Source organism: Prosthecobacter sp. (genome assembly GCF_014879935.1).
Taxonomy (GTDB): domain Bacteria; phylum Verrucomicrobiota; class Verrucomicrobiia; order Verrucomicrobiales; family Verrucomicrobiaceae; genus Prosthecobacter.
In genome coordinates this window covers 12041-29962 of record NZ_JACSRD010000137.1, presented here as the reverse complement: position 1 = coordinate 29962, position 17922 = coordinate 12041, and the positions used below count along the sequence as shown (strand labels likewise).

Genomic DNA, 17922 nt, shown 5'->3' with positions numbered 1-17922 from the left:
GAGACCAGATGAACGCCCCATGAAATCAAAATTTTTGGGCGAATTGAGCGCCGGCGCAGCTCTGTCCTGCGCTGCGCAGAGAGCTAAGCAAATCCTTCAGTCATGTCTGATTGGAAAGTGTATTCCATCGCACGCTGAAAGCCCAGCTAATACCAAACTGCGCGCCCAATAGGAAGAAACATCCATTCAGGCAGAATGGCGGCCAAATCTCGGAGCTGTGCCCCGGCAGCTTCGCTCATTCAAGTCCAGCCAACCTCAATGAATACGATGTCTTCCCACGAGTCTCATCCGCACGCCAGTTTTCCCGGAGCCTATGGCGGATCGAGTCGCAAGGAGCGCATGCTCGTCATGCTTCTGGCAGGAGCGCTTCTCGCGCTCCTCCCGGCCACAGCCACCGCCCAGACGGAGGGCACTTGGAACGTCAACGCCAACGGCAACTGGAGCGCTACGGGCAGTTGGGTCGGGGGCGTGATCCCCAACGGCGCGGGTGACATCGCCAACTTCACCAACGACATCAACGGCACGCGCACGGTCACGATCGATGGTGGAATGCCGGGGTCGATTGTGACGCTCGGGGTCATCAATTTTGGCGATTCGAACGGCAGCAATTCGTTCGTGATCTCCGGAGGTACGCTGGTGCTCAACAACAACGGCTCCAACTCCCAGATCAACATGGGGCCCAACGGAAACAACAACACCATCTCCTCCGCGATCACCATTCAAGACCCGCTGGATGTGACGATCTCGGATGTGAGCAACAGCCAGGGGCTCACGATCAACGGACCCATCTCCGGCGGCACCAATGGCAGTGCCACCATCACGCTGACGGACCTCTCGCCCGCCACGAGTAGCACCGGATCGCTCAATTTCCTCGTTCTTCAGGGGGCCAACACCTTTGAGGGGCAGATCGTCGCCAATTCAGGCCTGATCCGTTTTGATGGCAGCAACACCACCTCCTACGCCGGTGCCGTGGGTGTTGGCAACGAGACCATTGTCCTCGGTGACGGTGGTGTGGATCTGCGCGACCACGATTTCAATGCGGCGAACGACTTCACGGAGATCTTCAAGATCGAAGGCACGGGCCCGAATGGCCTGGGGGCTCTGCGGAACTCCTCCGGGACCGCCTACCTTTCCCATCTGGAGCTGACTTGGAACGCGCTGGTCAATTCGCAGGGCACCATCGTTCTCGAGCGCCATCAGGACTCCAGCACCACGGCCGGCGTGGCCTCGGTGCTTGATTTCGGTGCCACCAACAACACCCTTTCCAAGATCGGAGCCGCTGACTTCATCATCCGTGGTGCGGACGTGCTGAACGCGGACGGCGCCACGTTGAACATCTACGAAGGCGAGGTCCGTTTCGAGTCACGCGGCCTGCTGAACGGCACCGGCGCCTCCACCGGCATCAATCTCGACGGCCTCACCGTCAACATCAGCTACAACCGCAATCCTTATGACAACGTCGATCCGCTGAATGGCAGCCGCACCACGACTGACCTTTTCGGCGTGAACATCAACCAGAGCGCCACCCAGGGGAACTCGATCAGCAACGCGCGCTTCTCCGTGGGTTCCTATTGGGGCGCGAGCGTGGCCAACACAGGAACGCTGGCGGAGCAGACGAAGGAGACGCTGACCTTCAACGCCATGACGTTCAACTTGAACAACGGCGTGTTCCAGCGTGAGGGCAACGGCGAGGCCGGCCGAACCTTCGACCACATCTTCAACAACGTGACGATCAATCTCGTCGGCGGTGGCTTCGCGCCGGATGACTTCGGCACCGGCAACCTGTTCGACATTCAAGGCGGTTCCGGCGTTTACAACAGCACCACAGGCACGTTCGATCATCCCGGAGTGACGGAGATCAACGGCGTCTTTGACAACACCAGCTCCGGAAACAACGGCACCGGTTTTGCGGTCCGTGGCTCACGTGAGCTGCGCCTCACCGGGAACAGCACCGGCTTCGATGGCGACGTCCTGGTAAAGCAGTCCACCGGACGCTGGATCAGCAACAGTTTTGACCGCTCCAACGGCGGCCAGGCGGCCTCGGTTTACTTCAACATGTCCCTGGCGGGCGCGAACGGCAGCCTCAACCAGGCGAACTCGATCACGATCACGCGCTGGGGCTCTGTGGCGCTGCTGAACAACTCCGCCAACCCGGTTTATGCCAGCGTCAACAACGACGACCGCATCAATGACACCGGCTTCACCAACTTCCGCAATGGCTACCTGCTGCTGGAGACGGACGTGACGACGAAGAACCAGGAAAACCTGGGCAACATCGTCTCCGACTACGGAACGAACTACATCTACCTCGACACCCGTGCCGGCGGCCAGTTTGACGGCGCGTTCCAGAGCCTCACACTCAACAACGGCTCCGTCCTGAAGATCTACGACACCAATCCGAGCCACACCTTCGGGATTGGCGCCGGGGACGACCGGATCGAACTGCTCAACAGCGCCGGACTGGTGACTGTGGGCGCTGACGCGGTCGGCACGGACACGCAGAAGATCGTGGTGGGCGTTTTTGGCGGTGTCCTGCCCACTCTGGCCACGCCAACCATCAGCACCCACACCCGTCCGCTCGAATCGGTGCAGGGCAGCTTCATGTTCAGCGGCGGCGGCACCGGCCTCATGACCTTGGACAACGGCTACCTCCGTCCTTTGACCGCCTCCGAGTACAACGTCGGCATGACGCCGGTGGCGGGCACTAACTGGCTGGTGAACGGCTACATCTCGCCGACAGGCGGAAACTTCTCGGACCGCAACAACTACGCCGGCCGCAACGTGACCTCGGATGTGGCGGTGAACTCGCTCACCATCAGCTTTGACGCAGGCACCTCCGGCCAGGCGGTTCCCACGGCCGCGAAGGACTACATCATCATCGAGAACGGCAAGACGCTGACCGTGAACTCCGGCGTGATCAACTTCATCAGCTTCGTGGAGGCCAACTCGGCCAACGTCGAGGCCCTGATCCGCGGCGGCAACCTCGACATGAACGGCGGCCCCGCTGTGATCAATGCGAGCACCGTCTGGCACGATCTCGACCGCGACACGCCGAACTGGTATGAAGTGATCACGGGCAACAGCTCCTACATCCGCTCCCACCTCATTAACACGACCGATCTGACCAAGAGCGGCCGCAACAACCTGTATCTCGACACCTGGAACGACATCAGCGGCACGATCTACATCAGCGAGCAGGGCTCCATCATCGCGCGTCACAACCGTGCGCTCGGTGCCGGCGGTCCGGGGCGTGAGGTGCAGATCGGCGGCGGCTCCGCCTTCCTGCTTGAATACGGCACGAACATCAGCGGCATCAATCTGCGCGTGAGCAACACCACTCAGAGCAGTGTCACCGCCCTGCGCAATGAGGGCACCACGCACAGCACCTGGGGCGGAGACATCATTCTCGACGTCGCCGATGGCACCGGCTCCTCTGAATTCCAGAGCTATGTGGTCACCGCCCGTGCGAACGGCACGTTGTCGGTGTACGGGAACATCTACACCGACCACAACGAGAACTTCAGCGACTCGGACTCCTTCGTTGATCCGCCGATCGTCTCCACGAGCTTTGGCGAGACTTACACGGTGAATCTTCGTGGCCAGTTCCGCGACGTGGCAACGGGCAACCTCGCGACCGACCCGCTGAACGCCGCGATCACCTCCGTTTACCGCACCGGCGACTCCGCCACGCGTCTCGACACGAATCACGCGCTGCGCTTCCAGATGACGGGCCACGATGAAGGCAATGTGAACGTGTTCCAGCAGTGGGACGCCACCGGCCGCATCGACATGCGCCAGGGTTACTTCCGCATCCTGTATGATCCGCTCACAGCCGCGGGTTCCGGCGGTTTCTACACGGACGGAGCACGCGCCTTGATCACGCCGAACGACTATTTCACCCGCGCCGTGCTCGGTGCGGACGGAACCAGCACCACCAACGCCTACCACAGCCATTTGATGCTGACGAAGGACGGCCAGGTGTTCAACGCGCCCTATCTCTACGCCTACAACGACAACCGCAACGGCACACTGACGATCGGCGGCGAAAACGAGTCCGGGACGGTTTATTTCGGCAGCATGACGAACAATCAGAACTTCAGCCTGCAGTTCGTCAACCAGACCGCCGAGCGTGATGTGCGCTTCCTCCAGGTGCGTGGCGGCACGATGGTCTGGAACGGCCGTCTGGATGATGAAAACAGCACGGTGCAGAGCTTCAATTCGTCCGTTTCCATCGTCGGTCCCGGAACCGTCATCTTCAACCGCAACAACGTCGGCAACTCCGACATTGACCGCTGGAACTTCATGGCGGGCGAGGCGCATTGGGGTGAGATGACGGGCAATGACCAGTTCGCCAGCAACTCCACGCAGGCGCTTGCGGGCCAGTCGAGCTGGGGCGGTGGCGGCCTGGTGCTGGATGCGCAGGGCACGGCCCGCAGCCAGCAGCTCAACAGCCACATCTGGCTCTTCAACGGCTCCAGCTTCGTCAACACGCAGAACAACACCACGCTCACGCTCGGCAATGCCGCCGCGAACCTGACTCGCAAGGCCGGTTCGTCGCTCGCCTTCCTGGAGGATGGCAATGGCGCGGTGAACATCAGCGCCACCGGGCTGAGCACCACGGATGGCGACTTCCTCGGTTCCTGGGCTGTTTACGGCAGCGCTGCCGGTGGTGTCACCGATTGGGCGGCCCGTCAGGGCACCACGGGTGTGCAGGCCTTGACGGCTTACACGAGCGACGCCTTCGGCGCCGGTCTGCACACAAACCTCACGACTGGAATCGCTCTCGGAGCCGATACCAACACCGCCACCGTCCGTTTTGAAGGCGCGGGCGCTTTGAACCTCGGCGGTCACACGCTCACCGTGGATGAGGGCGGCATCCTCGTGCCCGCCACCAACGCAGGCGCGGTCAGCATCACGAACGGCACCCTGACCAGCGGCTGGACCGGTGGAAGCAACGATCTCATGCTCCACCACTATGGAACGGGCATCGCGTCTGTCTCCGCTGTCATCGCAGACAACGCGGGCAAGGTGAATCTGGTGAATGCAGGCGATGGCACCACGGTCCTCACCGGCAGCAACACCTACACGGGCGACACCTACCTCAACGGCGGCGTGGTGCAGATCTCCAGTGATGCGAACCTCGGCCTGGTGAACGGCTCCATCGTGCAGCTCATCCGTGTCAGCAATGGCGGCAACTCGTCATCCTCCAGCTCGGCTGCTTACACGAGCCAGACCGGGACATCGATCATCTTCGACACACAGGTCGCTCCTGCGGTGGCCGCCACCGGCACGTTCAACTCCAGCAGCACCGTGGTCACCTCCACCACGCTGACCAGCGGCGGTTCCGGTTACTCTTCCGGCATCTGGGTGAATCTCGAGGACGCCAGCCGGACCACGGAGAACAAGGCGGGCATGTGGGCGATCCTCGACTCGGGCAATCTGCACTTCGACGGCGGCACCCTGCATGTGACTGAGACGATGGAGCTCAACGGCGCCCGCACCATCTTCCTGGGCGGCAATGGCGGCACGCTCATGGTCGATGCGGGCAAGAACCTCACGATCAACGGTTACATCAGCAGCGAGTTCAACCACGTCACCACGGCGAATGGCTTCACCAATTCCAATCAGATCGGCGCGGACTTCCGGCCGGCCAGCGACCGCAATCCGGACATCGGTGATCTCATCATCACCGGCGGCGGCACGGTGACCCTGACCGGAGCGCCAAATGGAACCGCGCAGGCGAACATGTACAACAGCTACGGCGGCATCACCTGGGTCAACGAGGGCATCCTGCGCATCGCCAGCGCCGGCAGTTCCGCCTCTGATGGCATTCTGGGGACGAACCGTTCGTGGATCGACGGCACCATCATCGGCGACCAGGGCACCCTGCTGCTGAACACCACCTCAGATCCGCTCATTCGTGAGTGGATGACCTTCCGCGGCCGTGGTTATGAAGGTCGTGGCACCGTGCAGACTGTCGGCACGGCCCGCACCTACCGTCTCTCCGGGCAGCTTTACATTGAGGAGGACATGTTCATCAAGAACCGGAACGGCAGCAACGTGCGCTTCAACGAAGGCGGCGGCACCATTTACGGCGACGGCGACATCTTCCGCACCGGCAACGGCACCCTGCAGATCTATGGCAACGCGCCCGACTGGACCGGCGGCATCTACAACGGTTCCGGCGACTTCTACATGACCAGCGCCAGCAATTTGCAGGGCATGTCCAGCCTGACTCTCGAGCGCAACACCATCCTCTACTACGACGCGGGCTCCACCTCCATCGACGAGATGCGTGACCGCTTCTCGGACACGCTGCCCATCTTCACGGAGGGCTACATCCGCATGCGTCTGCGTCCGAACGCCGGTGTCTATTCCGGGGAGGAGGACGCGGGAGTGCTCACCGTCCGTGGCGGTGTGCTCGGCCTGGAGTTCGACCTCGGCACCGACGTCGTCAATGGAGCACTCCGCCAGCAGGGCGACTACGGATTGTGGCACTTTGATGAAATCGTCCGCACTCCCGGCAGCGTCGTGCATCTGCGGTCGCTTGATCCCGGCACGGAGTTCGCCTCGGCCGACTTTGGCGTCAGCCAGTGGGGTGACGTGGCTGGCGTGGCGGTGGACACCGCCCCTCCCACGGTCGGAACAGGAGACGGCTCCAATGGCAACACCTCCATCGCGCCCGGCTTCTTTGGCGGCTCGCGGCCTGAGTTCTTCAACACCACCACCGGCGTCATCTGGGATGAGGACCGCACGTCACGCTACCTCGTGACGGTGGAGCAGGGCATCAATCCGGTGACCGGAGCCACGGTGAACTACCTCCGCCCGCTCTCCGACGCGCCCGGCTCGACGGATTACAAGATCATCTCCGATCCAGGCAACACCTCCGGCACCGTGCCGGTCGATCTGGCCTCCAGCGGCATCGCCGCCGACCAGAATCTGCGCATTGTTGGCATCGAGGCGGACGTGATTGGCAGTGGCTTCACCTCCCGGATCAATTCCGCGCTGCAACTCGACAGCGCCCTGGAGGTCAACTCTGTCAGCTTCGGCGCCCACACCGTTGTCAACAACACCAGCAACGCGGGGAACGACATCTACCTTTATCTCGGTCGTGAGGGGAACATCAAGATCAACTCCGGCGTGCTCATGTTTGCCAACTCGGGTGTGATGGACCGTGCCGGTGGTGGCAGCGACACCAACCGCAACGTTTCCATGAACAACTTCATCCAGGGCGGCGTCCTGGACTTCAATGGACGTGAGGCCATCATCTACTCCGGCAGCGAGTGGACGCAGTACAACACCAGCGACCAGTTGAACGCCCACCGCAACACGGACGGTGACAACACCACGGGCGTGCTGCGCACCAGCATCATGAACACCGGCGGCTTCGGCCTCACGAAGACCGGCGCGTCCAGCGTGACGCTCGATGGCGCGAACTACTACACTGGTGACACCCGCGTGACGCAGGGGAACCTCTACGCGCGTCACAACCTGGCGCTCGGCCAGAGCACGCGCATGGAAGTCACCGGCGCGGGGAATTTCATCATCGGCAACAGCGCCCGGATCTTTGGTGTGGACCTCTACGTGGGCAAACTCAACGGCAGCAACCTGGCTCTCTATGCCGAAGGCGAAGGCGCGCAGTGGGGTGGCAATGTGATCATCGACAACGTCGATTCCACCGGCACCGCAGGCGGCTACGTCCGCAGTTTTGTGCCGCGTGTCCAGATCGGCAGCTCGAACACCGTCTTCTTCATCGATGGCGACATCTTCGGCGGCGACACGCCGATCGCTCCTGGCGCCCAGGGCTCTGACCCGCGCATCTTCACCACCTACACGGCCGCCACGAACTCCACGCTCATCCTGCGCGGCCAGGTCTCCGACAAGTCCACCGGCGCTCTCACGCCGGCCGGCAGTGTGAATGACTCGTTGCGCATGGAGGTGTCCGGCACCACCGACCTCGCCACGGTGAATCTTCTGCAGTCCTACGATGCCACCGGCCGCATCCAGCTCGTGCGCGGTGTGCTGCGCTACATGGGCGATGGCAATTTCTACACCGACGCCGCCGCTCTGGCGATCAATCCGGACAATGACATGTCCGGCCTCCAGATGGGTGGCCGCTCGATCATCGACAGCAATGTGGGCATCGGTGCCCAGGACGTGGCGCTGTTCATGCGCAATGGCGGCAGCACCTTCAATCTGTCCTCCTGGAACGTCGGCGTGGACACCACCGATCCGGAGAACCTCACTGGCAACAGCAACTACGGCCTGGGCAACACGACTGGCAACACCACCATCGGCGGTGAGAACACCACGGGCACCATCACCTTCGGCACGGGCACGGGAAGCATCCGCTACACCCAGGCGACGACGCTTTATGACCGCAACATCAGCCTCTACGCGGCTCGGGGCGGCACGGTGGACATGCGGGTGAATTTTGTGGACGGCGGCGACTTCGTGAACTCCTCCATCACCAAGATCGGCGCGGGCACCATGAACCTGCTCGGCTCATCCGCTGGCGACAGCACCGTGGAAGCGCTGAAAATGCTCGGCGGCACGCTGGTGCTGACCGGTTATGACGTGAACGCCAGCCGTCGTGTCGGCAATGGAGCGGCTCTGACGCTCAGCGGCGGCTATCTCATCGTGGACGCGCTCGCGGGCACCGCGCAGGAGGATTTTGGCGACCTCACGCTGAACTCCGGCGGCTCACGCCTGGCCGTGCGTGGCAATGCGACGGTCAACATCAACTCCAGCCTCACCCTGAACCCCGCTTCCGGCGTGACGATGGCGTTCATCGAGGACAGCGGCGGCCAGATCAACATCAGCGCTCCCGGATTGACCACCACGGACGGCGAAAGGTTCGGCTACTGGGCCGTCTATGGCAATGTTCTCGGCCAGGTCACGGATTGGGCCGCACGTCAGGGCACCACCGGAGTGCAGGCCTTCACCGGCTATGATCTGAACGCCTTCAGCAGCGGCAACAACACCAATGTGACCACCGGAGGCACCTTCGGCTCCGACACGGTCACGAATTCGATCCGTTTCGGTGCCGCGGCCACGCTGAACCTCGGCGGAAACACGCTGACGGTCGAAAATGGCGGCATGCTCGTCAGTCATGATGCCGGCGGGCCGGTGAGCATCACCAACGGCACCCTCACACGTGCCGGAGCCGGTGACATCCTCCTGCACAACTACGGAACCGCCACGATCTCCGCGAACATCACCGATGGCGGCGGCAAAGTGAACCTCGTCACCGGCGGCACCGGCACCACCATCCTGAGCGGGTCCAACACCTACACGGGCGACACCTACGTGAACGGCGGTGTGCTGCAGATCTCCAGCGAGTCGCAGCTTGGCGCCATCAATGGCTCCATCGCCAGGCTCGTGCGTGAGAACAGCGGCAACAACAGCGGCGCCTCCGGCAATCTCACTTTCATCGGCGGCGGTTCCGGCAGCGGTGCCACGGGCACCTTCACCGCCTCCAGCAATGTCGTCACCAGCACCACGCTGACCAATGGCGGTTCCGGCTACGACAGCGGCGTGTATGTCAACACCCTGGCCGCCGGCACAGGCAACGCCGGCATCTGGGCCATCTTTGACAGCGGCAACCTGCACCTTGATGGCGGCACGCTGGCGGTGACCGATGACATCACGCTCAACGGTGCGCGTACCATCTTCCTTGGCGCCAGCGGCGGCACGTTTGACCTGGCGGCAGGCAAGACGCTGACCATCAACGGCTACATCACCAGCGATGTGACCGACCTTCCCGCCAACGACCTGCCTGTGGACGCGACCCGTCCCTACATCGGCGGTCTGGTGGTGGAAGGCGGCGGCACGCTGGTGCTGACGGGCGCTCCGGACAACGTGATCCGCTCGAACATGTACAACGGCTACAACGCGCTGACGATGATCAACAACGGCACGATCCAGATCTCCAGCGCCGGCAGCTCCGCCACGAGCATCCTCGGCACTTACGGTGGCTGGGTGGACAGCACCTACATCGGCCCGAACGGCACCCTGCTGCTCAGCGCCACGTCCGACCCCACCATCTACGAGTGGCTCACGCTCGATGGTCAGGGCTACCAGGGCGGCGGTGTGATCCAGTCCAACAGCACGGCCCGCAGCAACTATCTGCGCGGACACACCGAGTTCCGCAGCGACGCCGTCTTCAATCTGCGCAACGGCAGCAACCTCTACCTGAACAACGGCGGTGGCGATGCCTTTGGTTCCGGGGACATCATCAGGATCGGCAACGGCGAATTCCGCTTCTATGGCAACATTCCCGGCTGGACGGGCGATTTCATCGCCACCTCCGGTCTGAACCGCGTCTATGGCGTCGCGGGTCACGTGCAGGGCATGGGCAAGTTGGTGCTGGAGCGCAATGCCTACTTCGGCCTCGAGGCTTCCAGCACCTCGGTGGACGAGTTCAGCGACCGTCTGCGCGACGACATGCCGGTCTTTGCCGACGGTTACACACGCATGCGTCTGGAGGCCAGCGGCGGCGTGTTTTCCGGCTTTGAAAGGGTGGGTGTGGCCACGGTGAACGCCGGTGTGTTCGGCATCGAGTTCGATCTCGGTGCCACGCTGGTCGGCGGTGCGCCAAAGCTGGTGAATGACTTCGCCGGCTGGCAGTTCAGCGAAATCGTGCGCACGCAGGGCAGCTCCGTGCATCTGCGGTTGTTCGATTCGGGCACCCTGTTCGCGGATTCCACCTTCAGTCCTTTCCTCAACAGCGGCAGCAACCGCGCCGTGGTGCAGGTGGACGTGATGCCGGCCCTGGTGGGCACGGGCGATGGCAGCAATGGCAACGCGGCGATCGTGCCCGGCTTCTTCGGCGGCGTGCGGCCAGCCTGGGTCAACGGCAGCGGCACCGGCAACATTTTCAACGAGGATTACACCGCCTCACGCCTGGTGACGGTGGACACGGATCTCAGCGGCAACCATTACCTGCGCCCGTTGCTCGATTCCGAATACAAGATCATCGCCAATCCTGACACGGCTCAGACCACCTCGATTTACTGGGGCGACCAGGGCATCAACGCGGACCAGAACCTGAAGCTCGTCGGTGTGATCACCGACACGGGCATCGGTGCCGGTGAGTTCACCAACCGCCGCAATTCCATCCTCACCCTCGGTTCCAGCGACAGTCCGGAGTCCGCCGAGGTCAACTCGCTGACCTTTGCTTCCGAAACCTTCGCTGATGGCGTGAACGGCCGTGGCAACTGGACCACCCTCATGCTGGGTGACGGCGACGTGCTCACCATCAAGTCGGGTGTCATCCAGATGGCCAACTTCGGCGTGCAGAACCGCAACGGAGCCGCTTACGACGCCAATCAGAACCTCGACATTCGCAGCTCGCTCAACGGCGGCTCGGTGAACTTCGACGGCCAGGAGGCGCACTTCTACCTGGGCAGCCTGTGGGTGCATTACAACACCAGCGACTCGCTCAACGCCTACCGCACCACCGACGGTGACAACAATTACTTCTTCATGAACTCCAGCATCATGAACGCGAACGGTCTCACGAAGACTGGATCGTCCTCATTGTTCCTGCAGGCACCGAACTACTACACGGGACCCACCAACGTGAACCTGGGCACCCTGTATGCGCGTCATGACAAGGCGCTGGGGGCCACCACGCAGGTCAATGTCATGGCCGGCGGCGGCTTTGCCATCGGACTGGGCTCGCGCATCGCGGGCATCGATCTCTACATCGGCAAGATCAACGGCACCAACACGGCGCTGCAAATCGAAAACAACTCCGTCTGGGCCGGGAATGTGATCGTGGACAATGTGGACTCCGCCGGAGCCACCAGCTACGCACGCACCTTCACCCCGCGTGTGTTTAGCAACACCACGGGCCTCGCCACCCTGGAAGGAAACATCTATGGAGGCTCCACGCCGGTCGGCAGCGGAGCGCTGACGGATTCGCGCATGTTCTCCACCTACACTGGCGCGTTCGGCCTGTTCAACATCACCGGACAGGTGCGTGACAGCGTCTCCGGCGCTCTCACCGGCCCGGTGGACATTTACAACCAGTCGCAGGTTCTGCGCATGGAAGTCACGGCCACGAACAACGAGTCCGCCGTGCAACTCAACCAGCAGCATGACGCGGCAGGCCGCATCCGCATCATCCGCGGCAGCTTGTACTATGGCGGCACGGGCAACTTCTACACCGACGACGCTGCTGCCACGGTGAACTCCGCCGCCACGAATCCGATGATCGGCCTCCAGATGGGCGGCCGTGACATTCTGTCCGGAAACGGCACGGGCGCGGCCAATCTCGGCTTCTTCCTGCTCAACGGCGGCTCGAACTTCAATCTCAAGTCCTGGGAAGTCGGCGTGGAGACCTACGATCCCAGCAACTCCACCGGCAACGGCAACTACGGCCTCGGCAACACGACGGGGAACACCACCATGGGCGGTGTGAACATCAGCGGCATGGTCACCTTCGGCACGGGCGATGGCAGCGTGTTCATCACGCAGGGCACGGCCACTTACACGCGTGATGTCGGCCTCTTCGCCGCACGTGGTGGCGAGGTGTCGTTCCGCGTGAACTTCGTCGATGGCGGCAACCTGGTGACCTCCTCCATCACGAAGCTGGGCGCGGGCCAGGTCAATCTCATGGGTTCCAGCGCGGGTGACAGCACCGTGGAAAGTGTGAACGTCATGGGCGGCATCCTGAACATGACCGACTACGGCACGAATCTGAACCGCCGCGTGGGCAATGGCGCCGGCCTGACCCTCGCAGGCGGCACGCTGGTCATGGATGGCAGCGGAGCCACCTTCACGGAGAACTTCGGCAGCCTGAAGCTCAATCAGGGCGGTAATGCCATCGCCGCGGCAGGCAATGGCGTTTCCAGCTTTGGCACGGTGAGCATCGCCGGGTCGTCCATCACGCGTGCAGCGGCGGGAACCGTGCACTTCCAGTCCATCGGCGGCGGCGTGGTCAATTTCTCCAACGCGGCGATGAAGAATGTCACGCGCATCGGCTCCTACGCAACGTTTGGAGCAAACGCGGCCTTCGAACCCTTTGCCACGGACTGGGCGGCCACGGACGCCTCCGGCAATGTGGTGGCCTTCACCGGCTACGATGCCTCCAATGTCGATGTCACCGGCACCATCGCCGGCGGCGCGGTCAATTCCCTGCGCTTCAACACCACTGCGGGCGAGATCACCAGCGGTTCCATCACCCTCGCGGACGGCGGCATCCTCATCACCAGCAACCACACCGGCGGAACGATCATCGGTGCCGGCGTGGGCGTCACGACCGGCGGTGCGGGCACGGACCTCATCATCCACAACTTCGCCACAGGCGCGGTCAGCTTTGATGGCAGCATCACCGGCGCGCAAAACGTCGTTGTGGCAGGTTCTGGCGAGCTGTCCTTCGTCGCCGGCAGCTCCGCTGCGGAGACCATTCTCAGCAGCACCACCAGCACGAACTCCTACAACGTCACCCTGGCGGACACGACCGGCCTTGTCGCCGGAATGGACGTCACCGGCATGAACATCGCCGCCGGAACGAAGATCGTCAGCATCGTCGATGGCACCACGCTGACGCTCTCCCGCATGGTCACGGGCTCGGGCACTGTGGACCTGACCTATTCCAACACCACCTACGACGTGACGAACACCTTCACGGGCGGTCTGCACGTGGTGGGTGACTCGACGGTGTCGTTCAACAATCTCGGCGCGTTTGGCACCGCCTCCGGCATCTTCCTCAACGGCGGCACGCTCAATTACTCCGAAACCGGGGCGTTCAGCGCCTACCTGACCCAGAACATCGTCCTGGGTGGCGGCAACGGCACGCTGAGCGTCACCGATCCCGGCAGCACCTTCATCATTCGGGGCACCGCGGCCAATCAGATCTCCTCCGAGGCCAACAACATCATCTCCGCCTACGGCACCAACAATCCGAACGCGGGCGGCCTGACGATCGTCGGCTCCGGCACCGTGCAGTTTGGCGACCGTAGCGCGGTCAACGGTGCCACACAGGACCTGCTCGGCGTGGTGAACAACTACACCGGCCTGACCATCATTGGCGACGGCGTCAACGCCATCCGCGTGGACATCCAGGGCCAGGGCAACGACAACGCGCAGTATTCCATCTTCGGCACCACCGAATCGTGGGCGGATGCCACCATCGTGCGCAACAACGCCATCATCGAATTCTCCATGAAACGCGGTGACGGCAGCCGCGACGGCCAGATCCGCTTCCGCGAGTGGTTCCAGATCGGCGAGCAGGCTGGCGACCAGATCCTGTTCGACGGCAGCACGCAGCGCCAGCCGACCTTTGACGGCATTCTCAACATCATCGGCGACCTCACCTTCCAGACGCAGGGCAACCGCTATGGAGATGCCGGCAGCACGGGCAACTCCGAGTTCCTCATCAATCCCAACGAGGGTGGTGTCATGGGCACGGGCGACATCATCAAGCTGGGAGACGGCAATCTGCGCATCTACCGGCCGCTGCACACCTGGACGGGTGACTTCGACATCCAGGACGGCTTTGTGGGCATGCAGATGAACTCCGGCGCCCTGTTCAATCCGAACGGCGTCGTGTACTTCGGCGATCCCACGCTCGCGCAGACCTCCACCATCCAGCTTCGCATTGAAAACGCCTTCTTCGGCAACTCCACCACGAGCATCGATTCCCCTGAGATCGACCTCACCTTCAATCGCGACATCATCATCCGCGACAACATCAAGCAGGAGGTGCGCATCGCCGCCGGTTACTTCCCCGCCAGCTCCGTCGTCCACTTCACCAACAGCATCTATGTCGGCAGCGGCTCCTCGGCGGGCGTTCCGGTGCGCTTCTACTATGAGGACACGACAAACCTCGATCCGAACCTCGTCGGCCACCTGCAGCACGCCATTTTCGACATCAGCGGGAACATCACCGGCTCCAACAACATCTGGGTGGATGCGAACGAAGGCGGCAGCGCCAACGATGACAACAACATCGACTTCACCATCTGGCTGCGGGGGGACAACCTGGCCTGGACCGGCACGCTGACCATCGGTGCCGACGCCGGCACCACGCTGGACGAGGACGACGCCCAGATCGTGCGTCTGGGCACGCTGACCGCCCTCGGCACCAACACGGTGAACTTCCGCAACAACAGCCGCCTGCAGATCGGCGGTCTGAGCCGCACCTTCACGCAGGATTTCCTCTTCACCGGCGGCGCGGGCATGGCCCCCAGCTCCCGCATTGAAAACGGCTCCAACATCGCCGCCACGATCACCTTTGACTCCGGCACTCAGAGCGGCCCGAACTACCAGGACATCGGCGTCGGCCTCAGTGATGGCGTGGCCGGCGCCTACTTCGGCGGCGGCAGCTCCCCGCTCACGGTCGTGAAGACCGGCGCTGGTGAAACGGTCTTTGGCGCCAGCACGGGCGGCAACGACGTCGTGGACGCCTTCAGCAACTACACGGGCAACACCCTCGTGCAGGAGGGCACCCTGTATGCCGGGTCGAACAACTCCTTCTCGCCTTACTCCCGCTTCATCGTGAGTGACGGTGCCAAACTGAGCCCCTACTGGGACAACGCGGGCACCGGCTGGATCGTCACCATCGGTTCCCTGTCGGGCACCTCAGGCGCCCTGGTGAACATCGACAACTCCACGCTCAGCATCGGTGGTGACAACACCCACGACGCTGAATTCTCCGGCGTCATCAGCGGTGCGGGCAGCTTGTTCAAAGTCGGCTCCGGAACGCAGACCTTGTCGGGTGTGAACACGTTCGCGGGCAATCTGGGCGTCGTCATGGGCACCCTCGTCATCACCAACAACACCGCCCTCGGCGATCCGGGCAACACGATGTATCTCGGCGGCTCACCCTTCGTCTCGGTGAATCCGATTGATGCCAAGGTCGAGTTCCTCCTCTCCGGAACGGCCAATGCCGTGCTCAATCCGGTCTCCATGAACAATGTGGACGGCAATGACGAAGGCATCACCGTCATCGGCACGCGTGAGACCTCCGGCACCTATGGATTCGATGCCACGGCCTCCATGCTGCTCTATCAGGACATGTCCAACAATGTCTTCGTCGAGGCGGACGGCTCCTCCATCCTGCAGTTCAACGGCGCCATCAATGACATCAGTTTCGGCACGACGCCGCTGCGCAAGATCGGCACCGGCACGGTCGAGTTCCACAGCTCGAACACCTACGCGGCGGGCGCCGGATCGGCCGGGCTCGCGATTGATGGCGGCACCATCATCCGCAGCGGCACGCTGAGCGTCTTTGACAGCAACGCGCTGTCCTCCACCGCGGTCGAGCTGGGTGACACCCGCCACACGCTGGGCTCTGACGCCTACCTCGCCACCACGAAGTCCCTGATCTCCTCCGCCAGCAGCAGCTTTGATCCGGCCGGCGATGGCGCGGGCGGCGCAGGCAACGGCGCCTTCCTCAATGTGGGCTCCGTGGTCGATGGCGTGACGCTCACGACCGCCGATATCGGCAAACGCATCCTGGTGAAGGACGAGGGCGACCATCCGGAGCGCAACGGCGTCTATGTCGTCGTCAGCGTGAATGAATCGCAGTCCGTGATGAACCTCGTGCGCGCCGCAGACTTCGACGAATCGTCCGAGATGCTCTACGGCACCAGCATCGCCGTCACCGGCGGTGTCACCCAGGCGGGCGGCCGCTTCTTCATGGCCTCCACGGACATCTCCACCGTCAATGGCGATGACACCGACCCCGTGCACTGGCTGGCTGATGTGGCAAATCCGGACGTTGCCCTCATCGCCGCCGCGCCGGACCTCATGATCTTCAATGACATCGACATCAATGACACCAACGGCGCCGGCAGCGTGATCCTGGGCGGCAGCTTCACCTCCGGTTACAGCTACTTCGTGGGGAACATCACCCTGCAGCACAGCTCCATCGCGGGCGTGGACAATGTGGCCGAGGTCACCGTCACCTCCTCGTCGAACGACGACGCGGGCGCTGGCGAGAAGGGCGTCATCTTCACCGGCGTCATCTCGGAATCCGATTTTGGTGACACCCTTGGAATCAAGAAGGTGGGCCCGGGAACGGTGACCTTCACCAACACAAACACCTACACCGGCAAGACGACCGTGGCCGAAGGCACTCTGGCGCTGTCGGGAGCCGGATCGATCGCGTCCACCAGTTGGATCGAGGTGAACAACGGAGCGACCTTCGACTTTGACGCCACCGACGCGGATCTCGTGTTCGACCAGACCTTCAGCGGCTCCGGCACCGTGGTCACCGACCCCGCCATGAGCCTCATCATCGGCAGCGATGGTGGTCTCGGCCAGTTGCGCCCGGGCATGTCCTCCGCGCCTGGCAATATCGCCACCGCAGGCGACCAGATCGGCGTTCTCACGGTGAATGGCAACCTGGTGCTGACTGGCGACGCCACTGGCGCCACCCGCCTCACTTTGCAGATGGGGGCCACGGGCGGCGCGGACTACAACGATGCCGCCGGCATCAGTGCCAGCCTCGGCGCGGGCACCTTCAACAGCTACGTGGCCAGCCAGGCCGCCTTCTACGACTCGCAGACCGGAGGCAATCATGACCGCGTGAACGTCAGCGGGTCCTTCAGCATGGACAGCGGCGGCATCATCCGCTTCACCAGCACCGGTTCGGACTACCAGCCGGTGATGGGGGATGTGTTCAATCTCATCGACTGGACCTCCGTCACCTCGAACGGCTTTGATGTCGGCAACAGCGGCAGCTTCCGCTCCGGCGGCCTGCTGGGAGACCTGGAACTGCCCGATCTGAGCCTTTCCGGCTTCGTGTTCGACACCAGCCTCTTCCTCAGCCACGGCATCATCATCGTGGTGCCCGAACCCGGCCGCATGAGCCTCCTGTTCGGCGGTTTGATGCTGCTGTTCCTCCGCCGCCGTCGCCGTTGAGTACAGGCTTCTTCTCGACATGTCACCCAGGGGCAAGCCGGGTGA

General features: G+C 62.9%; 1 protein-coding gene. It reads left to right on the top strand.

The annotated features are described in order from the left end of the window. The first annotated feature begins 258 nt into the window (after positions 1 to 258). Entirely contained in the window at positions 259 to 17877 is a 17619-nt protein-coding gene (locus tag IAE77_RS11640; RefSeq protein ID WP_294226472.1) for an autotransporter-associated beta strand repeat-containing protein, read from the top strand. Positions 17878 to 17922 lie beyond the last annotated feature (45 nt).

What these genes read in the sequence shown, in the direction of transcription:
- IAE77_RS11640 (WP_294226472.1), top strand. Translation starts at nt 259, where the DNA reads ATGAATACGATGTCTTCCCACGAGTCTCATCCGCACGCCAGTTTTCCC.